Raw genomic sequence first — 24,538 nt, 5'->3', positions numbered from 1 at the left:
CTAGTTCTGTGAATTAGATCACTTCATCTCCGTTTTAGCACCAACCTTCCAGTAACTGCAAAACCTGAGAAACATCCACTTCGAAGTTCTCGCGGTTATTGGCTTTATCCGAGAACCAGAAACGATAATCATGGCCCAAGGCTTTCGCTAAGTAATAGTAATAGGTTTGCGTTTTCGCCATCACCTGTAGTTCTAAGATTTTCACAGACTCAGAAAAGAGCACGTGGGTTATCCCACCGCCGTAGGCACCAACGACAATTTCAGCATCATAGAAAAGTTCAACTTTTTCTTCTAATGAAAAGTCTTCTAGCTCATAGATTTCAAAGCCTAACGGTTTCAGGGCTGCAATCAATTCCGCTTCATTGACAATATGCCGTTTTTTTAGCCCCTTGGCGGACTGGGCTCGGGAAATATAGATCCGTTTGTTCCGGGTAGACGGACGCTTCGGGAAAATTGCTTGTCTGAGCTGTTGGATATAGGCTTGAGGCAGATAGCCAGACCCAAACTGAGTCAGGAACGTCGGCAAAATCAACTTTTCAACCCGATAAAGCTGACTGGGTTCTAATTTGGTTAAGGTGACATTGTCAGGAATCAGTTTCGGCACGAGTAACGTTTCTGTCTCGGACACGGGATCGGAATAAAGGAGCTGAATATTGTCTATGTCGGCATATTCCGGCTGGCTGAGGAGGGAACAACGGGGCACTAAGTCGATAAATTTGTGGTAGTAGCCATTGGGCAAGCCTTGATAGATGCTGGCATACCCTGAAATCTCCTGCACTGGCTCCTCAAACAGTCTGCGTCGGATAAAGCTCTTGTTGAGTAAGGCCCCATAAATGGTGATGTCATCCATCTGGGGATACATGGACTCGGCAATCACTTTACGGGAAGAGGTTAAGACAATGCCGTTGCCCGGTTCGACTAAAACGTCTTCTAATATCGTAGAAAAAATATCGTGGGTGGTATAGGTTTCACTTTCCAGATAGGCAAAGGGACCGTCAAAGGGCGGCATATCTTTGATTTCAGGCGTGGCAATGGTTTCTGGGGGGAAGCGCCGATGCTTCGGATGGTCTTTACCAAAGGCTTGGGCCACGGTTTGCCGAGGGAGTAGATATGCGATCGCAGGTTTGAGTACGGCCCAACTAAACAGGGGACGAATGATCGGCTTTAATGCATTCGAGATTGTTTCAGGCATATTTCCAGAGAGTGTTCCTAAAACCATGGCTGTCTTTCTTCCACTGATCGCGACCTTGACTGGTCCCTAGAACAAGGGTGACCAAGGGGGCTGATATTGATCCGTCTTTAGGCGGATAGCAACCGTTGACACAATTCAAACACAAAATTTTCTAGGGTGAGTTGGGGTTGATAAACGGCTGCTAATCGTTGGCTGGTATAGGTAAATGTATCTTTTATCGGTTCTCCATCCGGCAGGACGACATCAATCGCAATATCAAACCGCTCTTTCATCACCCGTTGGACCAGTTGAGCCAGCCCTCGAATACTAAGGGTTTCTGGGCCTGGCAAATGGAGGAGATCGAGGGTGTCCATTTGGGGATACGCAGCTGCGATCGCACCACAGATATCTGGGACGGCAATAAAGTTTCGACGTTGATAGCCCGGCGTTCTCAGGACAATCTGTTTCTCTTCAACTGCAGACTGACAAAACCCTAAGGGGGTTAAGGTCCAGCGATTGCAGCTTTTCACATCAGCCGGGACACCGAAAAAATTGCTCGGTCTCAACACTAGGGTCTGTAGAGACTGCTCTCGCCGGTATAGCCGCAAGTAATCTTCCGACTGTAAATGACTTAAGCCGTAGTCATTTGCCGGTAACGGCGTTGTGGATTCATCAATATGACCCGTGGGATGGCCAAAGACATGAAAGGTCGATAGGTATACAAACCGCGAAATATGGTTGGCCACACAAAAGTCCAAGGCAGCTCGGGTACCGGCAACATTCTGAAAAATGCTTTGATAGGGCTGATTCCGACAGGTAACTTCATGGGCAGCTGCCGCATGAATAAACAAATCAACGGGTTGCTCTAGGGTTTGGGCGGCAAACTGGTCCGGCTGATTGAGATCAAACGGGACATCCGCGTCAGGACGCCGGGTTGCCGTTAACACGGTCCAGGACTGATCCCGAAAGAACTGGCAAGCGATACCGCCAAAATAGCCGTTGGCTCCGGAAATTAGGACCGTTGGGGAGGACTGGGAATCAGTCATGAGTGGGCAGGCTCATAGACAAATGGGCTTTCATAGTCGGCAAGAGTCTTCCATCCTTGATCTTTTTCAGAAATAATCGGATTGGTACTGGGCCAGGGAATTTCAGCTGAGTTCCACAACAGACCTTGTTCATGGTCAGGGGCATAGACCGTGGACACCTGATACATCACCAGAGCCGTTTCACTGACAATATAAAAACCATGGGCTAAGCCGGGAGGGATATAAGCTGAATTGCCTTTCTCCGCGCTGAGTTCAAACACTGCAAATTGGCCATAGGTGGGTGACCCCACCCTGAGATCGACCACTGCATCAACGATTTCTCCCTGGGCGCAGTGCACCATTTTTGTATGATCCTTTGGGGGAATCTGAAAATGGAGTCCCCTCAGCACATTTTGAGTGGAGTAGGAGTAGTAGGCTTCAGGGAAATGAGTTTCTAACTGGTGACTGGCGAAAATCTCTTCATGAAAGGTCTTAACAAACCGACCCCGCTGATCCTTGAAAACGTTTAGTTCTAATTCAAAACAGCCCGGTATTTTTGTGGGATGAAGTTGCATATCCTTCCTAAGACAATTGCTAAGTAGAAGTGGACTCAAGGAACGCTGTATACCACTGAATGGTTTCTAATAATGCTGCATCCAGATCATAGGGGGATTTCCAATCCAATAGCCGTCTTGCCTTTTCTGCGGAAAGGTATTGATGCTTAATTTCATTTTGAGCTTGGTTTAAAATCGTGGGCTCAAGATGAGGTTTACCCATCAACTTTAAGATTTTATGGACTAACTCTAAGACCGAGATTTGCAGCTCATTACTAAAGTTAAAGGCCTCACCCAATATCTCCGGTCGATCCATTTGTTCCGCTAGGTGAAGGTAGGCGAGCACCCCATCCTTGACATAGAAATAGTCGCGAATATAAGTTCCATCGCTGCGAATCACAATGGGTTTGTCTCGCAACGTCGATCGAATGGTATCAGGGACAATGCGATTGAAATTTAAGTCCCCACCGCCATAGAAATTCCCGCAACGGGTAATACAGACGGGGAGGTTGTAAGTCACATAGTAGGTTCGACACAGTAAATCCGCGCAACTTTTGGACACATCATAGGGATGTTCGCCCTGAAGGGGCGTTTGCTCGTCGTAGGGCAAGATCTCCTGATCGCCATAGGCCTTATCGCTGGAAGCGACGACGATGCGACTGACACCACCTACCCGACGACAGGCTTCTAATACATTCCAGGTGCCTTTGATATTGGCTTCAAAGGTGCCTAGGGGCTCGCGATTGGCAACTCCTACAATGGTTTGGGCGGCTAAATGGAATACGGTATCGACCTCGTATTCATTAATTGCCCGTTCCAAAACCCCTAAATCTTCAATACCACCGTAAACCGTTGTAATTTTGTCGGAAAGTCCTTCCGTAAACAACCGAGATTGTGGCACCCAATCCCTGACGAGTCCAACGACACGAGCCCCCCGAGCTACCAGCTCCTGGGTCATCCAACTTCCTAATAGCCCAGTGCAACCAGTGATGAATACCGATCGATCTTGCCAAAAGTCACTCATTACCAAACCCTCCATTCTGCTTGATTGGAGATATATAGCTTATTGAGCAGTTCGAGTTCTCTATAGGTATCCATACATTGCCAAAATCCATCATGTTTATAGACGGCGAGTTCTCCCAACGCCGCCAATGCTTTAAACGGCTCAGCTTCCAGAACGGTACTATCCCCTTGAATCAGATCGAGAACTTTGCGATGAAACACAAAGTACCCGCCGTTGATCCAGCCTTCACTAGTTTGGGGTTTTTCTTGGAAGTAGCTGACAAAATTGTTATCAATGGCCAGCTCACCAAAACGCGACGGAGGGCGAACAGAGGTGATGGTGGCTAGCTTGCCATGACTATTGTGGAACTCCAGTAATTTCTGGATATTGACGTTACTCACGCCATCGCCATAGGTGCCCATAAACAGGTCACTACCGATATCCTTAAAATAAGGAGATAGACGCTTTAAACGCCCCCCAGTCATGGTTTCAGGGCCAGTATCAATGAGCCAGATCCGCCAATCTTCTTCCCCGTGGGAGCTATCTAACTTAGTAATTTTTTTATTCCCTAATTCCAGCAAGACATTGCTGTGGTTCCAATCATAGTTAAAGAAATAGTCACGAATCATATCGCCTTTATAACCAAGGCAGAGTAGGAAATCTGTAAAGCCGTAGTGAGCATAGATTTTCATAATGTGCCAGATCATGGGACGATCCCCGACCATGACCATGGGCTTGGGGCGAAACTCGGTTTCTTCTTTTAATCTCGTTCCTTTACCACCACACAAAATTGCAACAGGAATTCTTGGTTTTGTCTCCATTAGCTCACTCAATGAACAACGCTAACAATCGATTTGAAACAGTTAATAAAAACGAAAGATAAAGCTGTATTTAAAGGCTATTTAAAGAATCCAAAATCGTTTCAATCATATATTGATATTTCTCATTTTGTCAGACATTCACATCATAGATTCTTCTCGGTTAGTTTAATATAGGCATTGGCGAATCGCTGCCCAATCGTACGATAACTTTTAGTGGTGTAATGAACATAGTCCTCAAGGGCTAAATCATCTGTGGTAATCATGGCTACCTGGGGTAATTGAATATTCTCTTGCTGCTTTTTAACAACGTTCCACTGAGTTAAGAGATCGGGGGCATCATGAGATCCAATTTGAGCAAAGACAATAGGTAGATTCTCCTGCTTTGTATCTAATCGAAAACTCTCAATAAACTTTTCAAACTTTTTGGACCATTGTTGGGGAGATAAAGAGAGGTGAGAAAATTGCTTTTGATCCAAAGCATCTGCTTCTCCCTGAAAAAATAACATTCCTTCCAGCTGGCCCATCAAAGAGGCCGCTCGCAATCGCTTGAGGCACGACCCATAGAGGGAGTTTTCACTTAAATTGCGTTGCCATTCTTGAATGGTTGACCCTCCCCTAGCACAGGGAATCAGGCCAATAACAGCATCTTTATCATGTTTGAGCAATGCCGATGCAAAGGTCATGCCGGGCCCCACTCCGGGGGCCTTACCTTCCTGAGAGACTGGATCAACTTGGCCGTCTATAGAATCCAGGGGGTCTTTGGCGAGGTGCCATCGGTAATCATTCCCAAATACAAAAACCTGGGGGTGTGTTTTTGAACTCTCAGCATCTAGCGGGCCTCTGCCCGTCATATTGGATTGCCCCGCTAAAACATAAAGAGACATTTTTCCCTGCACCTGATTCGGAATAGTGGGGAGTTCTTGTGCCTGGGAAGCTTGAGAGGTCTGGAGGCGGTCTTGAAACTTAAACAGAAACTTACTCAGAAGTACACCACAGGTGACTCCACTCAAAAATAGAATGATCAACCATATTTTTGACGGAATAAACTTCATAGTAACTAAGCAATATCCTTCTAAGGTGAGAAATATAGCAAGTCTAGATTAAATCCTTCAGTTATCAGTTTTGGTATCAGTGCTTTCTGTTAAACGCTTCGACAATTGTTCTGAAATTAATTCCGAACGAACTTTTGTACCTTTGTGATTGAGATGATACTCAGAATCAAAGAAATACTCTTGACTAAATGCCATATCTTTAGGAGCATCTAGCAGGGGAAAATCTAAGGACTGTTTGAGTTGAGCATCGATGCGGCTAATGGCAGCAGCATTATCTCGAAAAACAGAGTCGAGTAATGAAGGATAGGAATAATAAATCTTGGCTCCTTTTTGGGTGGCTGATTGATTAAAGGCATTCAAGATGGTGATCGCTGTTTGCACGGAGTCATCATTGACCGTTAGCTTTCCCTTAATTTGGGTTAAGTCTCGTCCACTTTCTGTGTTATTAACCGTGGCATCTCCAATCTCATTCAAGTTGCTGCGGCGATAAACGCGATCAATTTCGTAGGTCCCTAGGACTGAATTGATCGCTGTACGGATAACGCCTCCCAGATAGAGTTGGCCTTTGTCTAGCATGATGGGGGCATAGTACCAAGGAACGAACTGAGCATTCTGGGGACGACTGTCTATCACCGTAAACAGGCGTTCTGGAATATCGGGTAGAGGACTAGAAAATTGCTCATATTCAAATGAAATAACAACGATATCTCCTTCTACTAAGGAAGCGTCCACTTCATTGAGCATATATTCCAGTCCTAGTGCCGCATGTAGCCCCATATTGACAGGGTTGCGATTTAAGCGACGTCCAATCAGTGAAGAATCTAAGCCAAAGGCCACATTAGAACCCCCTAGAAAAATGACCCGAGGTGGTTGTTGTTTAGCCAGTAAATCATGTTTATCGAGAGTGGCTGCCAAGTAGTTGGTTTTGGCTGTTTTGTCATGGTTCATGATATAAAAAACGAGCACGATGAACAGGACTAAAGACTGAATGGATATAAATTTTAGTAGGCGAAAGATAAATTGCTTCATTCAGAGAACACTTAAATCAATTTATTAAGACAGGCTAGGGGTGCCCTAACATCAATCTGGCTTGAAAGTCATTCATTATGAGAGCTTAAAACTGAAAATATACAAATTGTCCAGTACTCCAGGTTCCGTATGCCAAGGTGATCCACAGTAATAGGGTATAGGCTGACCATCTGATACTTTGCGGTAACTTCTTCAATACCAAGGGATGGGCATACTTTCGCTGTAGCCACTCAATGAGAACTAAACAGGCTAAAACCACAACAATCCATTTACCAATGGGACAATCAGCAACAATGGTTCCGAAGGATTTATAGGCGGAAGGGCGGAGGGCATCCATAAATATCTTCTGGACCATAAAGCCCGCATCTTGAATCGTTTTGGCCCGAAAAAATATCCAAGATAGACAGGTGAGGGAGAAGGTAATCAGCACTCTGAACACAGTACTCAACTTGGGGAATAACCCCTCTCCACAGGGGGTATCTGTTGCTTTGAGGGTTTGAGCAGGGATCCAAAGTTTTTCGGCGAGAACGACGCCACCATGAATGCCGCCCCAGATCACAAAATTCCAGGCTGCACCATGCCATAAACCACTGATTAAGAAGGTCAACATCACGTTGATGATTCTGCGGAATGACGGGACCCGACTACCACCTAGGGGAATATAGACATAGTCTCTTAACCACGAAGAGAAGGAAATATGCCATCGTCGCCAAAATTCAGCCATCGACTGGGAGAAATAGGGGTAAGCGAAATTTCTCATCAAGTCAAACCCAAAGAGTCTGGCGGTGCCAATGGCAATATCAGAGTAGGCGGAAAAATCACAGTAAATTTGGAATGCAAAGGCAATGGTTGCAAAGACGAGCTGAGGGCCAGGATATTCACTGGGTTGTCCAAAGGCCTGATCGACGATAGCTGCTAGGTTGTCCGCAACCAACATTTTCTTGGCTAGCCCCCAGAGGATCTGGCGGCATCCATCCACGGCTAACTCATAGTTAAATTGTCTTGAGTTGAGAAACTGCGGGAGTAGGTGAGGTGCCCGCTCGATTGGGCCAGCAACGAGTTGAGGAAAAAAGGAAACGTAGGCTAGGTAGTCTATGTAGTTTTTTGTAGGTTGTAGTTGGCGCTGATATATATCGATGGTGTAACTCAGGGTTTGGAAGGTATAGAAGCTAATGCCAACGGGCAAAATAACATTCAGGGCAACATAGTCTAACTTCCAGCCCACTAGGGATAGGGTATCGACCAAGCTCTGGGAGAAAAAATTCCAGTATTTGAAGAACCCTAGTAACCCTAAGTTGATACATAGGCTGCTGAATAATAAAAATTTTCGAGTTCTGTCTGCGTCTGATCGAGCGAGGTATAAGCCGATCCAATAATCGACAGAACTAGAGGCTAGTAACAAAAAGCAAAAGCGGTAATCCCACCAGCCATAAAAAATGTAGCTAATAACAACCAGAAAAATATTTTGTAATGACCTTTTTCCTAATTTCCAGTAACTGGTGAAGGTCAGTAGTAAAAATACTACGAAAGTTAAGGTCGTAAATGTCATATGAGATGATTGGGGAGAGCCAGTTAATGAGTATGAATCACATTTATTACTGATTTGTACACTAAAAACAGTTCCAGATCGCAGGGGTAACCAGACTCAGTTTTGGGAAGATCTATGGATACCCAGAAGCGTTAACTGACAGCATAGATTAATCTATATTGCTGATGCTTGTGGCAATGTAGACTCCTAAAGAATTTGTGCTCAGGCGGTAGGTCGGATGACAGCCTAGATCGGCTTTTTTCATCACATTAACTAGTAAAGTCATGATAGTTCAGAGTTGCGGTGATCACCCTCACTATCAGTGACTTTTTTGCGTTAGCTCTCAAGATTAAATCGGGATGACAGGATTCGAACCTGCGACATCCTGCTCCCAAAGCAGGCGCGCTACCAAGCTGCGCTACATCCCGTTGCTGGCTATTAGCCAACAAGACTTTAACATCGTATCACAGGCGTTTAGCTGACTGGGGACAATCGAGCTAATGTTTCGAGATAAAACAGCAAAGCATTGATATCTGAAGGATTGACACCACCAATTCGAGATGCCTGTCCCACCGTCAGGGGCCGCACTTTCGCTAATTTCTCCCGGGCTTCCATGGATAGGGTCTCAATGCTGGCGTAATCTATGTTTTCAGGTAACTTTCGCTGTTCTTGCCGACTAACCTGCTCAATCTGGCGCTGTTGGCGCTGGATATACCCCGCATATTTAATCTCAATTTCCACGCTTTCCCGTTCAGAGCGTTCCAGGGTCTCGATGCCTAAACCGTGTTGCTGAAGGTCGCAGTAATGGAACTTGGGCCGACGCAGCAGATCAGATAAGGTGATCGACCCTTTAATTTTTTCCCCTGTTGCTTGGACGATAGCTTGGGCGGCGGGATCTCGCTCTTTTAGCCGGGTGGCATGAAGTCGTTCTTTCTCAGCGGTAATGGTGGCTTGTTTACGGGTAAATAAGTGCCAGCGTCGATCATCAATGAGACCGACCTCGCGCCCTAAGGGGGTCAATCGCTGATCGGCATTGTCCGATCGCAACAACAATCGATACTCAGATCGCCCGGTCAACATCCGATAGGGCTCTCGTAGGTCTTTTGTGCAAAGGTCGTCGATGAGCGTACCAATATAGCTTTCCGCTCGAGGGAAAATGAGCATTTCCTGCTGGTTCACCCTGCAGGCAGCATTGATACCGGCAACAATCCCCTGAGCCGCCGCTTCTTCATAGCCGGTGGTGCCATTAATTTGTCCTGCACAGAAGAGACCCTCGATCCGTTTGGTCATTAGGGTGGGATAACACTGGGTTGCAGGTAGATAGTCATATTCCACGGCGTAGGCCGGGCGGAGCATAGCACAGTGTTCGAGACCAGGCAGAGATCGCAACATCCGTAACTGCAATGCCTCCGGTAGACCTGTTGAGAATCCCTGAATATAGAGTTCAGGAATATCGCGGCCTTCTGGCTCAATAAAAATCTGATGGCTAGCCTTATCGGCAAACCGCACGATTTTGTCTTCAATGCTGGGACAGTAGCGGGGGCCTTTGGCATCCACCCAGCCGCCATAGACGGGGGATAGATGTAAATTGTCTTGAATGAGCTGATGGGTTTCCGGGGTGGTGCGGGTGATATAGCAGTTCATCTGCTCCCGCTCAATCCAAACCGCAGGATCGAAACTAAACCAACGCACCTGCTGATCCGGAGGCTGAGGTTCCATCACACTAAAGTCCACAGACCGCTTGTCGACGCGGGCAGGTGTGCCTGTTTTCAATCGTCCCGTTTCAAACCCCAATTGATTGAGGGTTTCAGTCAGCCCCTCCGCCGCAAACTCTCCGGCTCGTCCAGCGGGCATGGACTTATCTCCCACCCAAATCCGTCCCCCTAAAAAGGTGCCTGTGGTCAGAATAACAGCCTGGCAGCGAAAGGCGACGCCAAAGTAGGTCTGGACGCCAACGACCTCATCATTGTCTCCCAGGACTAAATCCGTGACCATACCTTCCCGCACGGTCAGATTGCCCTGGTTTTCGACGATGGTTTTCATCACTGCCGCATATTCGCGCTTGTCGGTCTGGGCGCGCAAGGCCCAAACGGCAGGACCACGGGAATGGTTGAGCAGACGCTTTTGCAAATAGGTGCGATCTGCCATTTTGCCAATTTCGCCGCCCAGGGCATCGACTTCATGGGTGAGCTGAGATTTGGCGGGGGCTCCCACGGCTGGATTGCAGGGTTGCCAAGCAATTTTGTCGAGATTGAGGGTGAGTAGTAGGGTGCTGCAGCCCATCCGAGCAGAGGCTAACGCGGCTTCACACCCAGCATGGCCTGCCCCGACGACAATGACTTCAAACTCATCCAAAAATTCAACTGCCTGAGGGGACGTCATAGATGTGGCCCTGAACTGATCTCCCTCTGATTCTAACGGTTCTTTGGAATCTCCTCGGATCGATAGGTTAGGGGGCTCCTAAATGGGGGATGACAGAGTGCAATACTGGACGTTAGACGCATATATCCTATGGACTCATTTTGAATACCGTTCCTAAGTCTGTTTCCAAACTTTCTCGCCAAATATTGACTCATCCTTCTCTCCACTGGAATATTTGGACGATCGGGGTGATAGGGGTTGCGGTATTGATAGCTACCCCAATTTTGGTGGTTTTAAGCAGTATTTTTACGAACCAAAGCGAGACTTGGGAACATCTAGCCACCACAGTGCTGCCCACCTATGTCATCAATTCCCTGTTGCTGATGTTGGGGGTGAGTGTAGGTGTTTTGGTGATTGGGGTCGGAACGGCATGGTTGGTGACCATGTGTGATTTTGTGGGGAGCCGGGTGTTTGAATGGGCCCTCTTGCTGCCCCTGGCCGCTCCTGCTTATCTGTTGGCCTATACCTATACGGATGTCCTCGATTATTTTGGCCCTGTGCAGACGTTCCTGCGGGGGGTGTTTGGATGGGAAAGCGCTACGGATTATTGGTTCCCGAATGTTCGATCGTTATGGGGGGCGATCGCCATGATGAGTTTCGTGCTCTACCCCTATGTCTACCTATTGTCGCGGGTCACGTTTTTAGAGCAGTCTGTCTGTACCCAAGAAGCCAGTCGGTCCTTAGGGTGTAATCCTTGGCAAAGCTTTGTGAAAGTGGCGCTGCCCCTGGCACGCCCTGCGATTACGGCAGGCTTAGCCTTGGCCTTGATGGAGACCCTGAACGACTTTGGGACGGTTCAGTACTTTGGGGTGCCCACTTTTACGACGGGCATTTATCGAACGTGGTTTGGTAATGGTGAGCGCCTGGCGGCAACGCAGCTGGCTGCCGTCTTAATGATGTTTATCCTCAGCCTCATTTTATTGGAGCGATGGTCCCGCCGACAGGCTCGCTACTATCAAACCAGTAGCCCGTTTCAGCGGTTATCGACTTATAAGTTGGAGGGGGTACGAGGGCTATTGGCCTGGTTGAGCTGCTGTTTACCCATCGTGCTGGGGTTGCTGATTCCTGGTGCTTTACTGGTGCAGATGACCCTGGAGAATATGGCCGAGACGCTAGATCAGCAGTTTTTACCCTTGGCCCTGAATAGTTTGCTCCTGGCGACCCTCACGGCGGGACTGGCGGTGTTGCTGTCCTTATTCTTGGTTTATGGGTTGCGTTTGAGTGGTACCCCGGTGATGCGATTCGGAGTCCGGATCGCCGCCATGGGATATGCCATTCCGGGGTCTGTGATTGCGGTGGGCATTCTGATTCCCCTGGCTCAGGTGGAAGGTGCGATCGCACCCTTGCTACAAAATTGGTTTAACCTGCCCGGTTCCTTTCTTCAGGGCACGATTACGGCGTTGATCTTTGCCTATTTAGTTCGATTTTTAGCAGTCTCCCTCGGTTCAGTAGAGTCAGGGTTAGCCAAAATTAAACCCAGCTTTGATGATGCGGCCCATAGTTTGGGCCATTCGGCCCGCAGTACCCTAGCTAAGGTCCATGCTCCCATGATGGGGGGGAGCCTACTCACGGCTTTGATGTTGGTGTTTGTGGATGTCATGAAAGAACTTCCTGCAACCATCGTGATCCAACCCCCAAATTTTGATACCTTAGCCGTGCGTGTCTACCGTTATGCGTCAGATGAACGGTTAGTGGAAGCGGCAGCCCCTGCTTTAGCCATCGTGTTGGTGGGGCTATTGCCGGTCATTTTTCTCAGTTGGCAAATTGCTCAATCCCGCCTACGGTCCACCGACTAAGAAGAGGTGGATCCGGGTCGGGACAATAATCCTAATCCTAGATATCGTCGCGGCTTTGTGGAGCTAGGGGAATCACTTTCATCATAGATTTCGCCCACCAACTCCTCTAGCAAATCTTCTAAGGTCACTAAACCCACCGTACCGCCATACTCATCGACCGCAATGGCTAAATGAAGACGTTGATGTAACATCTCTTTCATGAGATCGGCAACCCGCTTGGTTTCAGGAATATAAACTGGTGGATCCATCGCTGCCGTCACGACTTCATTGCCCTGGGTTTTAAGGTGCTGAACGGCACTTTTTAAGTGGATCACTCCCACAATGGAGTCTTTGGATTCTTCTTGAACCGGAATCCGTGAATATCCGCTCTCTAAGCAAATATCAATCACGTCTTGCATGGTGGCTTCATGGTCCACGGTCTGCATTTCTACTCGGGGTTTGACGACTTGGCGCACCGTCAAGTTATCCAGCATCAACGCTTTGTTGAGGAGTTGGCGTTTCTGTAAATCAAGCTGCCCTCGCCCCCCAAGCACTTCAATCAACAGCTGCAAATCTTGCAGGGATTCATTTTGTTGTTTCAAACCACTTTGGAAAAAACGAATCACCACCTGCACGATAGATTCAAACAGACGAATGATCGGTAGTAACAAAACCGACAACCAGTAGATAGGGCGCACCACCCATTGAAAAATGGGCATGGCGTTATTGACAGCTAAGGATTTGGGGGTGATTTCACCGAATAGTAACAGCAAAAATGTGACCACAGCTGTGGCCAATCCAACCCCTGCCCCCCCAAACCAAATCACAAATAAATTGCTGGTTAAAATGGCCGCAAAGTTGTTGACCAAATTGTTGCCCACCAGCAGGGTTGTGATAAAGCGAGCCCGTTTCTCTAGCACCAATCGGTAGAGCCCATCAGGATCCCCTTCTGCTTTCATTAGAGCCCTGAGCTTCAGGTTGTCGAGGGCCGTGATGGCAGTTTCAGATCCGGCAAAGAAAGCAGATAAAAATAGCAAAATCACCAAGATCATTAGATCCAGGCGAACATCTCCTAATAAGGGCCTGACTGTACTAGCCACTGATAATTGGGAGATAGGCAACGGAACCATTCATTTGAATTTGAGGGTCAGACTGCAAGTATATCGTTGAAAGAATCGTCCAGAGATATATTTTAATCGCTGTCATTAAGAACATACTGGGCTAAACGATACCGTTTCTCCCCAGCGAGTGACCTTAGTGACGAGACAAAATCGGGTGTTAAGTTTTAAGACAGAAGCCCACCGTATGTCCTCTTTCTCAGAGCGAGAATTGTTTCAAATCATTGCTTTATGGTGTTGTGAGGATTGAATCAGAAGATTTAGAGATCTGTCTGATTTCTCCAGCATCAACATAATTTCATTGGCCAAGGTGAAATCGCGACTTATATGTCTGATCTAGATTGTTTGAAGCAAGGATAAGAAACTATAACTATTCGCTTACTAAATATTCTAGAAAGCTAGTTTTCTCTGCATAAGCACTTTAAAGTGTTTTCGGTCAGGGTGTTGCGTGACTGAAAGACGCTAGTTCCAGACTCAAGACCCATAAGATATCAGTAGAATCCTGACACGATATAATCTTGCGCTAGATCACAAGCCACTATTGATCATAAGAAAGATGTAGGGATGACGGAGATCATTTTCGTGGCGTCCTTGGCCTCATAAACTAAAACTAGAAAGTTGCGGTGTCATATTTTCGTTCCGACCCCATTCGCCGCAAGTAAATGTTGTGAATGTGGGTAACCTTCAAGTATGTTTTCTTGACCTTGCATAAAGATCTTGAAATCTGTTGATATTTCTATAGGGGGTAAAGAAATCGTTGATGAGGCAACCTGTCTTCTAAACGTGATTCCTCAGGGGTTTACCTTGGTGTTATACCTCTATAGATGAAGGCACTGAACCTACATAGCATGGGCCTCACCCTAAAGTCCTACTGCCTACGACTGGGCAAAATACTATCCTGACACCGTCGCAAATCATGACTGAAATCCTTCAGTCTGACCGCTGCTGTTTTACTCCCATTCGGTTAATTACCCTCGCATGAGTCTCTGCATCAATCCTAGTTGTGCCGATCCACAAAGCTCAGATGACCATCTGTTCTGTGCGAGTTGTGGTTCAGAACTGTTGCTAGAAGGACGTTATCGAGTCATTAGTCTACGAGGTCAAGGCGGATTTGGCAAAACCTATGAAGTGAGTGATTTAGAGAGTAGCCCTAAGATCCTCAAAATACTGACTGACAATTATCCCAAGCATGTCGAGTTGTTTCAGCGTGAGGCTAATTTACTAAGCCAACTCAATCATCCTGGTATTCCTAAAGTTGAGCCCAACTCTTACTTCACATTTTATCCTCGCAATTGGAAAGAGCCCCTCCATTGCCTGGTTATGGAAAAAATCGTGGGGTTGGACTTACAAGATTATTTACGACAACGGGGACATCCCATTGATGAAAAACTGGCGGTCCAATGGCTGAAACAAGTCCTAAAAATTCTTCAGGTTGTCCATCAACAGCAGGTGCTGCATCGGGACATTAAGCCCTCTAATATTATGCTGAAAGCCAATGGCAACATCTGTTTGGTTGACTTTGGTACAGCTCGATCCGTGACGAATGTGACCAATACTCAACAAGGGGGAACCCGGGTGGTCTCCTCTTTTTATACCCCCCGCGAGCAAATTCATGGGCAGGCGGTTCCCCAGTCTGACTTTTTTGCGCTAGGTCGAACCTTTGTCTATTTGGTGACGGGTAAAGAACTCAGTCAATTTTATGATGGGAGTACGGATAAGTTTGAGTGGCGCTCGACAGCTATCAACATTTCCCCACGATTTGCCAATCTTTTAGATTGGTTAATGGCGCCAGTGGCGAGTCAGCGTCCCGCAAATGCTGAGGTTGTCCTGCAGCAGCTTGTTGTGTTGGAAAGTAGCGGCCAATCGATTCCTGCTTCCGTTTTAAACTCAACGATGGGGATGGAACCCACTCAGGCGGTCAATTCTGTTCAGCCTAATTCATCTGGCTCAAGTATTCCTGCTAGTGGGCAGTCTACGAGTCAGCCAGCTGGCCCTGCTTCCTTTGCTCAGCCGACAAGCCAGCCTATTGAGCCACCTCCTACGCCTTCTTCCACAGGTCCAGTATCATCTGCACCAGAGTCAGCAACAGTACCCATTGTTCCGAGTTCACAACCGGTTATTCGGCCAGAATTTGGACAAAAGTGCCAGAATATTTTGGCAGAGTTTATTGGCCCCATCTCAGCGATTGTTTATCAGCGCACCTTGACCCAGTATCCTGGTGTGACTGAACAAGAGCTAGTCAAATTGCTGTCGCAGCAAATTCCAGTTGCAGAGCAAGCGACCGAATTTCGGCAAAGATTACGCTCCTGAGTGTTGCGGAATAAATCCATCTTGAAGGATTCGAACTTTAATGGGATTAATATTGATCAATGTTCGAATGTGATCGAAAGGGAACCTGATGCGTAGTCCCAGTCCCCTCGCCCACAATTGACCCATTGCCAGCCCATTTCATTTATGCTGTCTCGACTCTGACAATGCCTAATCCTGCTACCAAACTTGATATCCGCAAAGACCAAGCTCTCGTTAGAGAATTTCCGCTGACGCAAACTGAAGTCAATTTAGGTCGCTCTCCAGATAATCAGCTTGTTTTAAGTGATGATTTGTCAGTTTCAAGGCATCACGCCCAATTTAAATATTCTGGCAATGCTTATGTCGTCACGGATCTTAATAGCTCTGATGGTACCTACGTTAATGGTATTCAGCTAGCTCCTCATACCCCTCGATCCCTGGTGCCGGGTGATCAAGTTCGGATTGGCAACTATGAAATCATTCTTGCGATCGCAGCACCTGCTCCGATTCCTGCCCAGGCTCCTGTCCCTGTCTCAGCACAGAAAACGACGATTTCAGGTGTGCCTGAAGCTGGCGTGGGATCTCCTCCCACGCAATCTCGACATTTAGACCTAAAAGGGCGTGATACCTTCACCTTAGGTCGTGATCCCCTCAACGACATGGAGATCAACCATCCGTCGGTCTCCCGGTTCCATGCCCAAATCAAAAAGCAAGACGGATCTTATATTGTTCTCGACCTCAACTCCACCAATGGTACCTTTCTAAATGGTAAGCAAATTGTTGGCCATCACCCTCTTCGCGTAGGGGATTCGATTCGCGTGGGTCCGACTAATCTGGTCTTTAATCTAAATGAGACCCTACTCCATAGCAATGAAGAGGGTAATCTGCGGATTGATGCCATTGGTCTAAATAAGCAAATCAATAAGGACCTCAACCTGCTCCAAGATATCTCCTTATCGATTCAGGCACGGGAATTTGTGGTAATTGCTGGGGTCAGTGGTGGAGGTAAATCAACCCTGCTAGATGCTTTAAATGGGTTCCGGCCGGCGACGAGTGGCAATGTGCTGGTTAATGGCACGGATTTATACCGTAATTTCAATGCCTATCGCAATCAAATTGGCTATGTTCCCCAGCGGGACATTGTCCATATGGAGTTAACCGTTGAACAAGCATTGGACTTTGCGGCTCAATTGCGCATGCCCAATGATACAACTCGGGCAGAACGGAAAATGCGGGTGAGTGAAGTCCTTAAAGACTTAGGACTGGAACATCGGCGCTCTGTCCCCATCAAGTCTCTCAGTGGAGGCCAAATTAAGCGGGTGTCCATTGGGGTGGAACTCCTGACTAAGCCTAGTCTATTTTATTTAGACGAAGCCACGTCAGGTCTCGATCCGGGTACCGAAGCTGAACTGATGCAGCTATTGCGGGAGCTAGCGGATCAAGGCCGCACCATTTTGCTGATCACCCATGCCACCGACAATGTGACGATGTGTGATCAGGTGGTGTTTATGGCCCGAGGCGGCTATTTAGCCTACTATGGTCCGCCGAAAGAAGCGCCTGGCTACTTTGGCGTAGAAAAGTTCAACCAAATTTACAGCAAGGTTGAACATGAATTATCCCCGCAGGAATGGCAACAGCGGTATCAGCAATCGCCCCTATATCAAAAATATGTGGCGCAACGCCAACAATCCTTAGGGGCATCAGGAACTCAACGAGGGGCGAAACGCCTGAAGCAGCAATTGCCAGGCGCTCAGGTCAAAACTATTTCGAGTTGGAAGCAATTTCTCATTTTATCGAAGCGGAATATTGCGATTCTAATGCGCGATCGCGTTAGCCTTTTGCTGATGCTGGCCGTTGCACCAATCTTAGGAATGCTAGATCTGGTGACCTGGAGTCAGCCCCTATTTAGTACGAAAGATGGTGATGCTAGTTTGGCGTTAACCATGCTATTTACCACTATTCTGTTTGCTGTGATGGTGGGTGCGCTACCGACGATGCGCGAAATTGTCAAAGAAGTCGATATTTATCGTCGAGAAAGAATTATTGGCTTACAGATTGCGCCCTATGTCTTTTCCAAGGTATGGGTAAGTGTTTTGCTAGCTCTCTACCAGGGCGGTGTTTTCTTGCTGTTTAAAATCATTGCGGTCAAGGACTTACCGAGTGAACCCGGTATTCTCCTGGGAATGTATCTAACCATTACCCTGTCGGTGATTGCGGGGATGCTGCTGGGCCTTTTAGGATCGGCGGCGGCTCCCAATCAGAGTGTGGCTCCTATTCTGGTGTTGGTTTTTCTGATTCCTCAAATTATCTTTGGGGGTGGTGTTTTGCCTATTGAGACGTTTGGTCCGCCAGGAAAGGTGCTCAACCAGTTATCCCTGACGAAGTGGCCGTTTGAAGCCCTCTCCACGCTGTCGGAAGCCGGTATTGATGTAGCAGAGGATCCTTGCTGGCAAGATGTGACCTCCGGCAAGGTCAAAGAATATGATGAAATCGAAGCGGATCGGAAAAAAAGCTGTGATTGCATGGGAGAGAGCGTTTTTAAAAAATGCGAGTTTCCCGGCATCGAGCAAGAATATGACCCGATTGTTGATCAACCGGAGCCCGAACAGCCTAAACAACCCACAGGGGCTGATGCTCAGTCTCCAGAGGCCTTAGATAAATTCAATAAAGATTTTAAAAAGTATCGAGAAGACCTAACGGAGTGGAGCCTAAAACGTAATGGAGCCATTAGTGCCGCTGAAGGCTTGATCAATGGCATTAATGAGCAATTTAGCAATACGTTCAAAGTCAATGTCAATCAACATTTAGGGATCTTTGGCATCTTTATCTTTGCTATTTTTGCTCTCACCCTTGCGGTCCAGAAAGCGAAAGACTTTTTCTAGATTCAGTGAAGATCGGTTGACTGACTATGCTATCAATCAAACTTACCGTTAGTTACCTGCTATGCCAAAAGGGATGACTTAAGGATTTTCAGGGTTCTGCTTTAGCATATTCATGGCCATTTCCAAGCTGACCTTTAAGCGGTTTACGGAAGCTGCGAGTACCCCAATTTCATCATTGGGCTTATGCTCAAAGTCGGTATCTGATGCCCCTGTACTGACATCTCTGGACCACTTAGACATTTTGGTTAAGGGCGTAATAATTGAGAATTTCAAGAATAGGTTGAGAATAACGGCCGCAACGATAAATCCAGCGGCTAGAATGCCAATCACGATCAGTTGCAATCGTCGAGCTTCTGCAAATACCTTACTGGCCGGCACGGAAATCATTTGAGCACCAACAATCTCATTGAGTTCCCAACCAAAACCGCCGGTATCTCCATAGGTTTAAATTTGGCTCGCAGGGGCTCGATCGGGGGTACTGTGGCAGACTAAACAACTCTCACTTTTAATCTGTAAGGGTCGGGCAATATAAAACAAGTCTCCGGCTGAAATTTTGCGAAAACCGACCTGCTCTTGCAAATCCGGCTGACTACGGAATCTCTCAACGATTTCCGTCTCAAATCTATCGGCTTTGTCGCGGATATAGGTGGGGTTTAAGGTTGCTTCTTTATAAAAGAAATCACTGTACTGATCCCGTTTTTGCAGGTTAGTAAAGACTTCTCGAGCCGAATAGCCAGGGACGCTTGTTTTGATGAACTGACCATCTATCTCTAGTTCAGGGGAGAGCTTTTGGATGGTTCCTTGGTTCACTTGTTTACTGGTATATTCCCGAACAGACGTCATGGTCTCAATCAGGACTAATGCTTTGTCCTTGACTTCTTGCTCCGCATTCTTTTGCAAAACATTGGATAAAAGTAAACCATTAATCAAAACAATAATTAAGAAAACCGAAAGCAAAATGAGATTTAGCTTGACGCCCAATTTTAGATTTTGGAACATTGGCAGGATTCCTTAGCTATTGTTTAGATAAGTATTATTTTGCAAATTTGAGTGGTTTATTACCAAAGTTTTAAGTCATGTAAAGTCACAATGATTATTTTCAAGCAGAGAATTATTGCAGCTTTCAATTTAATATTGATGTCTCTACGGAACTTGTTCTATGCTGGGATATTATCTGATGTGATTTTTGACATTGTGATACTTTGAAACAATTGATTTTGCTAGCTTATAGCTAATTCCAAGCTTAGCTTAGCTAGACGAACCGCGACAAGATCAATCATAGATAAGTTAGATGAAGTTTTTTTATGATCTTGAAGATGCATTCTCGCCGTTTTTTCTGGGTTTTCTTAGTACCTATTTTGTGGTTGTTGGTCGCCTGTAATGGCACTGAGAATAAACCCTTAAAGAAATTAGTGATTGGTGTTGTTAGTTATGGTGAAGGTTCTCGTTCGTTAGAGCAATATGCTGACTTGAAAGAGCATTTAGGAGCTGAATTAAAAAGCCTCATTGAGCTAGAACCTGCTCTCAACGAAATTCAAGCCATAGATCAGATTGAGCGACAAAATTGGGACCTAGTCTTTGCGCCACCTGGATTGGCTGCGATTGCTATTTCTCAGGCCCAGTATGTACCCGTGTTACCTCGTGAGGGGGGGGATCAAGAGCAGTCTGTCATTGTGGTTCGAGAAGACGACCCCTCAACGGCCATTAAAGATCTGGGGAATCAAGTCGTTGCATTAGGACAAAAAGGATCGGCTGCTGGTTACTACTTTCCAGTATTCAATCTGTATGGTTTGACGCTTGCAGAAATTAAGTTTGGGGCTACACCCAAAGAAGTACTGAAGTGGGTTGATGGGGGCGAAGTGATTGCTGGGGCGCTCTCTTTGGCAGAATTGGAGCGGTTTCGCTCTGAGTTTAAAGGGACTCAATTCCGCATTCTCTATCGCGATTCCCATCTGGTGCCTTCGGGTTCTGTTTTAATTGGCCCTGATGTTGATGATGCGTTGAAAGAACAGTTACTGGAGGCTTTGGAGTCCGCCTCTCCTCGAACGAAACGATCCATCGGCTATATCTCGAATGCTCAGCCACCTGATTATGAATACTTGATCAAGGTGGTTAAGCGGGTTCAACCCATTGCTCAACGGATTAGAGAAAAGCCAGCCCCCTTGTATGAAGCAGCAGAAGTTCCTGCCCCTTAGATGTATTCTGATCGTTTTTAGAGTCTCTATGCCAGGGCAATAGTATGTCTGAGACGTAATGTTAGGGCAGGTGATGTCTAGCGTCAAAATAGTGAGAGGCGCTGGTCCCAATCCCTTGCCAAGCCTGATTTAAATTATCTTGGTCGAAGGGTGGAATGAGACGGGTCAAGACGTGGTCCATTAATTTCAAGCCGCCCAGCTGATAGAGAATCTGGCCGCATTGCTGTGCGATCGCAACATTGCGTCCCCTTGTATAGGTCATCCGAGGCTCCCCCACGGCACCGTACTCATCCTCGGCCAAACTTAGCCGTAACAGCTGCATAATGGCTCGACTGGCTGTCAACGAATCAAAGGCAGACAAACGAATATCTTGAATTAAATTCGGTGTAAAGCCCTGGTCATAGCGCTGCAAAATCTGTCGGGCTTGTTCTCTTGCTTTTCGATCTTGTTCGGCCAAATGCTTTTGCTGTTCTAAGGACTGTTGATAGTCGTCATCCGTAATGACTTCAGTCTCGACAGATACCGCATCTGGCTCATGAGCAGACTGGGACATGGTTGATTCCTTCGACGGTCATTTCTATGATGACATTCTGGTGCCGACACCGCCTGAATTGCTGGGATAGGAATAGGACCAGAACGAAATCTCAATCAGTCATTTCCATTAGTGGCTCCAGGGTAAACCAACGTGGCATTACAGAACTGTGCAGATACAAACAATTGCCGGATCTGTGAACTAAAATTGAGGCATTATCATCGTCGAAACGTTCGATCAGGAGGACATCGTTTATGCCCTTTTTTGTCTGGCTACTGTTAGTCGTCATCTATACGGGGGGCGGTTGGCGCTTTTGGGCTGGATTTAGACAGACGAATTTCACCTCGAACCGTCTGGTTCTTACCCTGCTTTGGCCCGTGATGTTAGCGAATAAGTCCTATCGCCAGAATTTCGTTAAAGCTCTCAAAGGCTAATCTCTCCATCGATCAGACGCTTACCCTACATTCCGAGTCCCACTATGGCTAAAAAACAACAGCAAACGAATTTGTACACGAGTTTGCCTCAGTTAGCCAATCCTGATGATCAGTGGCATGAGCAGATCCAATCGGTGACCCAACGGTTTAACCGTGAATATGAGCAGGGAGCCTTTGAGCTACCGCCTGAAGTAGAAGCAATGCCTGTGTTTCAAGACTGGAATGCGGGGCGTCTGCAAGCCAGAATTGCTTCTGAATTTTGGCAGTTCCAAAAACCCAAGAAAAAACAGCATTGGCTGGATATTGGCTGTGGGCTGAGCTTTTTGGTCTATCCCTGGTTTGAGTGGGAAGCCTATTTCTACGGTCAAGAGCTGAGTAAAGTCGCTCAGGAAGCCGTCAATAGTCGGGGACCGCAGTTAAATTCCAAATTGTTCAAGGGAGTAGAGCGCGGCCCGGCGCATCATCTGAAGTATGAAGACAACCAGTTTGATGGCGTCATAGCCACCGGGTTTAGCTGCTATTTTCCCCAGGACTACTGGCAAACGGTGCTGTCTGAAATTAAGCGTGTGCTTAAACCTGGGAGTGTTGTCGTCTTTGATGTCATTGATCCTGATAGCGAATTAGCCGATAACTGGTCCATCCTGGAAACCTACTTAGGGGCAGAAGTGTTTCCTGAACCCCTAGAGACCTGGAAAAGTGTGATCAAAACGGCAGGGGGAAAGGTGCTTAAAGCTGAGAGCCAGGAGTTATTTCACCTGTTCAAAGTCAAGTTTTAATTAGGCTGTTGACCAATGCCACTAGCGTCACCCAGACTATAGGATGTTCTCTGTTGGGTAGACGTTAGTCGTGAATATTTTAGTGATTGGCAGTGGTGGTCGCGAGCATGCATTGGCGTGGTCCTTGTTGCGATCGCAAACGGTGCAGCAAGTGTATTGTTTACCAGGAAACGGCGGTACTGATACCCTAACGAGCTGTCAAAATATTGATATTTCTGAGCAAGATTTTGCTGCTATTGGTCAATTTGCCCAATCCCACGATATTGCCCTAGTCGTCGTGGGGCCAGAAGCGCCCCTTGCCTCAGGAATTACCGATGCTTTGCAGCCGTTTAACATCCCTGTATTTGGCCCCACCCAAGCCGGAGCCCAACTCGAAGCCAGCAAAACTTGGGCCAAAACCCTCATGACTGAGGCTGGAATCCCTACGGCAAAAGCCCAAACCTTTACTGATGCGGATACGGCTCAGGTTTATATTCAGTCGGAGGGTGCTCCGATTGTGATTAAGGCGGATGGTCTGGCCGCAGGCAAAGGGGTGACCGTTGCCCTCACCCTAGATGAAGCATTGAATGCGGTGAATGAGGCCTTCTCCGGTAAATTTGGCGAAGCGGGACAGACCGTTTTAATTGAGGAATATCTAACAGGACAAGAAGTTTCAGTTTTAGCTTTGACGGATGGCAAAACCATTAAACCGTTGATTCCAGCTCAAGACCATAAGCCCATTGGCGAAGGAGACACGGGGCCAAATACCGGTGGCATGGGAGCCTATGCGCCGGTTCCCTGGGTGACGCCTAAATTAATGCAGCGTGTAGAAGCAGACATTCTTCAGCCCACTCTAACGGCACTGCAGCAGAAAGGTATTGACTATCGCGGTGTGGTGTATGCAGGGCTGATTATCACTCCTACCGGTGAACCCAAAGTCATCGAATTTAACTGTCGGTTTGGTGATCCAGAGACCCAAGCAGTATTAAGTCTTCTAGCCACCCCGTTAGATCAGCTCTTGATGGCCTGTACCCAACAAAAACTGGCTGAAATTGATATCCAATGGCAGTCAGGCTTTTCAGCCTGTGTCGTATTGGCCTCTGGGGGGTATCCCGGTAGCTACCAAAAGGGCTTCCCGATTGCTGGTCTGGCCAACGCCGAAGCCCAGAACGTCACCGTCTTTCATGCTGGTACCCAGCTTAAAGACCAAGCCATTGTCACCAGTGGCGGCAGGGTCTTAGCGGTGACTGGACAAGGGAGCACCTTTGAAGAAGCGCTAAAAGCGGTTTATCAGGCGATACCGTCCATTCAATTTGAGGGCTGCTATTACCGTCACGATATTGGTCAGCGCACCATTAACATCAACTTGGATTAAGCCGACTAGAAAGGAATGTCATCGTAATTGGGTTCTGCTTCTGCTTGAGCTGGCGCAGGCGGTGCAGGAATGGCTGCAGGTGCTGCCGCTGCTGGAGCGGCAGGACGAGCGGGTGCGGCCGCGGGGGCAGCACCCGCGCTGATGGACATATCAGTGGTGTGAATTCGTGACGCCGTTAACTCAGCTTGCTTTTCTTTAAAGCCTTCGGGACGGTCGATGGTATTCATGCCGAGGCGACCTTCAATAATGACCTGATCGCCTTCTTGAAATTGTTCTTGAATTTGTTGGGCTAAATTTCCCCAGCCCGTTACTTTGATAGTAGACATGGGATCGCCAGACCGCAGGGCAGGAAACTGCACCCACATTTCGGAGATGGCGGTTTGTCCATCCTGGGTGTATCGCAGTTGAGGGGCTTTGGTAATCTCTGCCATTAAGACACAAGTATTCATGTTTTTAGTCCTTCAAATCTTCTATCGGGGGGAGCTTGCAGCCCTCTACGAGCAGGGTCGCAAGCTGAGTTCAAATGGGCTCTCAGGGGCGTGACGTTGATCGACATCTTGCAGACTCAGGCAGTCTACC

The 24,538-nt window shown here is 47.2% G+C and carries 19 protein-coding genes, 1 tRNA gene and 1 pseudogene; 7 read left to right on the top strand and 14 right to left on the bottom strand.

The features are described 5' to 3' along the window. Window positions 1–34: 34 nt before the first annotated feature. The 10 genes from ON05_RS12360 to mnmG form a co-directional block, all read right to left on the bottom strand. A complete protein-coding gene (locus ON05_RS12360) occupies window positions 35–1,219 on the bottom strand; it encodes a DUF563 domain-containing protein (RefSeq protein ID WP_039779643.1) in 1,185 nt (394 codons plus the stop codon). Between the two features lie 80 nt (window positions 1,220–1,299). After that, complete coding sequence (locus ON05_RS12355) at window positions 1,300–2,217, bottom strand: NAD(P)-dependent oxidoreductase (RefSeq protein WP_010471948.1); 918 nt, start codon at window positions 2,215–2,217, stop codon at window positions 1,300–1,302. Further along, entirely contained in the window at window positions 2,214–2,771 is a 558-nt protein-coding gene (gene rfbC, locus ON05_RS12350; protein WP_010471950.1) for a dTDP-4-dehydrorhamnose 3,5-epimerase, read from the bottom strand. Before rfbC ends, ON05_RS12355 begins: the two co-directional genes overlap by 4 nt. Before the next feature lie 19 nt (window positions 2,772–2,790). Then, window positions 2,791–3,774: a GDP-mannose 4,6-dehydratase gene (locus ON05_RS12345; protein ID WP_010471953.1), complete on the bottom strand. Its 984-nt coding sequence runs from the start codon at window positions 3,772–3,774 to the stop codon at window positions 2,791–2,793. After that, on the bottom strand, window positions 3,774–4,574 hold the full coding sequence (gene rfbF / locus ON05_RS12340) for a glucose-1-phosphate cytidylyltransferase (protein WP_010471955.1): 801 nt from the start codon (window positions 4,572–4,574) through the stop codon (window positions 3,774–3,776). The genes ON05_RS12345 and rfbF overlap by 1 nt, the downstream gene beginning before the upstream one ends. 143 nt (window positions 4,575–4,717) lie before the next feature. Then, window positions 4,718–5,599, bottom strand: coding sequence for a sialate O-acetylesterase (locus ON05_RS12335; RefSeq protein ID WP_262561666.1), 882 nt, complete (start codon window positions 5,597–5,599; stop codon window positions 4,718–4,720). Window positions 5,600–5,683: 84 nt separating this feature from the next. Beyond that, window positions 5,684–6,574: a hypothetical protein gene (locus ON05_RS12330; RefSeq protein WP_236618905.1), complete on the bottom strand. Its 891-nt coding sequence runs from the start codon at window positions 6,572–6,574 to the stop codon at window positions 5,684–5,686. Between the two features lie 166 nt (window positions 6,575–6,740). After that, window positions 6,741–7,901: an MBOAT family protein gene (locus ON05_RS12325; protein ID WP_236618906.1), complete on the bottom strand. Its 1,161-nt coding sequence runs from the start codon at window positions 7,899–7,901 to the stop codon at window positions 6,741–6,743. Window positions 7,902–8,537: 636 nt separating this feature from the next. Continuing rightward, window positions 8,538–8,611: transfer RNA gene (locus ON05_RS12320), tRNA-Pro, on the bottom strand. 46 nt (window positions 8,612–8,657) lie between these two features. Then, window positions 8,658–10,565, bottom strand: coding sequence for a tRNA uridine-5-carboxymethylaminomethyl(34) synthesis enzyme MnmG (mnmG, locus tag ON05_RS12315; protein WP_010471963.1), 1,908 nt, complete (start codon window positions 10,563–10,565; stop codon window positions 8,658–8,660). A gap of 140 nt (window positions 10,566–10,705) precedes the next feature. Here mnmG and ON05_RS12310 point away from each other — a divergent pair, with 140 nt between their 5' ends. After that, window positions 10,706–12,400: an iron ABC transporter permease gene (locus ON05_RS12310; RefSeq protein WP_029315116.1), complete on the top strand. Its 1,695-nt coding sequence runs from the start codon at window positions 10,706–10,708 to the stop codon at window positions 12,398–12,400. Here ON05_RS12310 and ON05_RS12305 read toward each other — a convergent pair. Further along, window positions 12,397–13,509, bottom strand: a complete 1,113-nt coding sequence (locus tag ON05_RS12305; protein ID WP_050857450.1) for a hemolysin family protein — start codon at window positions 13,507–13,509, stop codon at window positions 12,397–12,399. The two genes, ON05_RS12310 and ON05_RS12305, sit on opposite strands and share 4 nt — an antisense overlap. 966 nt (window positions 13,510–14,475) lie before the next feature. On the opposite strand from ON05_RS12305, the gene ON05_RS12300 reads away from it, so the two are divergent. After that, window positions 14,476–15,807, top strand: coding sequence for a serine/threonine-protein kinase (locus ON05_RS12300; protein WP_010471969.1), 1,332 nt, complete (start codon window positions 14,476–14,478; stop codon window positions 15,805–15,807). Window positions 15,808–15,971: 164 nt separating this feature from the next. After that, window positions 15,972–18,668: an FHA domain-containing protein gene (locus ON05_RS12295; RefSeq protein ID WP_010471972.1), complete on the top strand. Its 2,697-nt coding sequence runs from the start codon at window positions 15,972–15,974 to the stop codon at window positions 18,666–18,668. 78 nt (window positions 18,669–18,746) lie between these two features. Here the strand turns inward: ON05_RS12295 and ON05_RS38520 are convergent. After that, window positions 18,747–19,667, bottom strand: a pseudogene (locus ON05_RS38520) (DUF3365 domain-containing protein). A gap of 317 nt (window positions 19,668–19,984) precedes the next feature. On the opposite strand from ON05_RS38520, the gene ON05_RS12280 reads away from it, so the two are divergent. Further along, window positions 19,985–20,863 carry a phosphate/phosphite/phosphonate ABC transporter substrate-binding protein gene (locus ON05_RS12280; RefSeq protein ID WP_236618907.1) on the top strand — a complete coding sequence of 293 codons (879 nt, stop codon included), beginning with the start codon at window positions 19,985–19,987 and terminating at the stop codon, window positions 20,861–20,863. A gap of 61 nt (window positions 20,864–20,924) precedes the next feature. Here the strand turns inward: ON05_RS12280 and ON05_RS12275 are convergent, their stop codons facing one another. Continuing rightward, window positions 20,925–21,416, bottom strand: coding sequence for a hypothetical protein (locus ON05_RS12275; RefSeq protein ID WP_010471977.1), 492 nt, complete (start codon window positions 21,414–21,416; stop codon window positions 20,925–20,927). 233 nt (window positions 21,417–21,649) lie between these two features. Here ON05_RS12275 and ON05_RS12270 point away from each other — a divergent pair, with 233 nt between their 5' ends. From ON05_RS12270 to purD, 3 genes are all read left to right on the top strand, one after another. Continuing rightward, window positions 21,650–21,829, top strand: a complete 180-nt coding sequence (locus ON05_RS12270) for a hypothetical protein (RefSeq protein WP_010471979.1) — start codon at window positions 21,650–21,652, stop codon at window positions 21,827–21,829. A gap of 44 nt (window positions 21,830–21,873) precedes the next feature. Further along, window positions 21,874–22,605 carry a class I SAM-dependent methyltransferase gene (locus ON05_RS12265; protein ID WP_010471981.1) on the top strand — a complete coding sequence of 244 codons (732 nt, stop codon included), beginning with the start codon at window positions 21,874–21,876 and terminating at the stop codon, window positions 22,603–22,605. Window positions 22,606–22,675: 70 nt separating this feature from the next. Then, window positions 22,676–23,959 (top strand): phosphoribosylamine--glycine ligase, encoded by a 1,284-nt coding sequence (purD, locus tag ON05_RS12260; RefSeq protein WP_010471983.1) that lies wholly within the window; start codon window positions 22,676–22,678, stop codon window positions 23,957–23,959. Between the two features lie 5 nt (window positions 23,960–23,964). Here purD and ON05_RS12255 read toward each other — a convergent pair whose 3' ends face one another. After that, window positions 23,965–24,408: a single-stranded DNA-binding protein gene (locus tag ON05_RS12255; RefSeq protein WP_010471984.1), complete on the bottom strand. Its 444-nt coding sequence runs from the start codon at window positions 24,406–24,408 to the stop codon at window positions 23,965–23,967. Window positions 24,409–24,538: the final 130 nt, after the last annotated feature.

Origin of the sequence: Acaryochloris sp. CCMEE 5410 (genome assembly GCF_000238775.2) — a bacterium.
Classification (GTDB): domain Bacteria; phylum Cyanobacteriota; class Cyanobacteriia; order Thermosynechococcales; family Thermosynechococcaceae; genus Acaryochloris.
Note: the sequence above shows the minus strand (reverse complement) of the source record. Positions and strands in the feature narration are given on the sequence as shown.

Bases quoted from the DNA above. Each gene is read 5' to 3' on its own strand.
- ON05_RS12255 (WP_010471984.1), bottom strand. From the start codon at position 24,408: ATGAATACTTGTGTCTTAATGGCAGAGATTACCAAAGCCCCTCAACTG.
- rfbF (WP_010471955.1), bottom strand. From the start codon at position 4,574: ATGGAGACAAAACCAAGAATTCCTGTTGCAATTTTGTGTGGTGGTAAA.
- ON05_RS12280 (WP_236618907.1), top strand. From the start codon at position 19,985: ATGCATTCTCGCCGTTTTTTCTGGGTTTTCTTAGTACCTATTTTGTGG.
- ON05_RS12295 (WP_010471972.1), top strand. From the start codon at position 15,972: ATGCCTAATCCTGCTACCAAACTTGATATCCGCAAAGACCAAGCTCTC.
- ON05_RS12360 (WP_039779643.1), bottom strand. From the start codon at position 1,219: ATGGTTTTAGGAACACTCTCTGGAAATATGCCTGAAACAATCTCGAAT.
- ON05_RS12345 (WP_010471953.1), bottom strand. From the start codon at position 3,774: ATGAGTGACTTTTGGCAAGATCGATCGGTATTCATCACTGGTTGCACT.
- rfbC (WP_010471950.1), bottom strand. From the start codon at position 2,771: ATGCAACTTCATCCCACAAAAATACCGGGCTGTTTTGAATTAGAACTA.
- mnmG (WP_010471963.1), bottom strand. From the start codon at position 10,565: ATGACGTCCCCTCAGGCAGTTGAATTTTTGGATGAGTTTGAAGTCATT.
- ON05_RS12265 (WP_010471981.1), top strand. From the start codon at position 21,874: ATGGCTAAAAAACAACAGCAAACGAATTTGTACACGAGTTTGCCTCAG.
- ON05_RS12300 (WP_010471969.1), top strand. From the start codon at position 14,476: ATGAGTCTCTGCATCAATCCTAGTTGTGCCGATCCACAAAGCTCAGAT.
- ON05_RS12355 (WP_010471948.1), bottom strand. From the start codon at position 2,217: ATGACTGATTCCCAGTCCTCCCCAACGGTCCTAATTTCCGGAGCCAAC.
- ON05_RS12330 (WP_236618905.1), bottom strand. From the start codon at position 6,574: ATGAACCATGACAAAACAGCCAAAACCAACTACTTGGCAGCCACTCTC.
- ON05_RS12305 (WP_050857450.1), bottom strand. From the start codon at position 13,509: ATGGTTCCGTTGCCTATCTCCCAATTATCAGTGGCTAGTACAGTCAGG.
- ON05_RS12270 (WP_010471979.1), top strand. From the start codon at position 21,650: ATGCCCTTTTTTGTCTGGCTACTGTTAGTCGTCATCTATACGGGGGGC.
- ON05_RS12275 (WP_010471977.1), bottom strand. From the start codon at position 21,416: ATGTCCCAGTCTGCTCATGAGCCAGATGCGGTATCTGTCGAGACTGAA.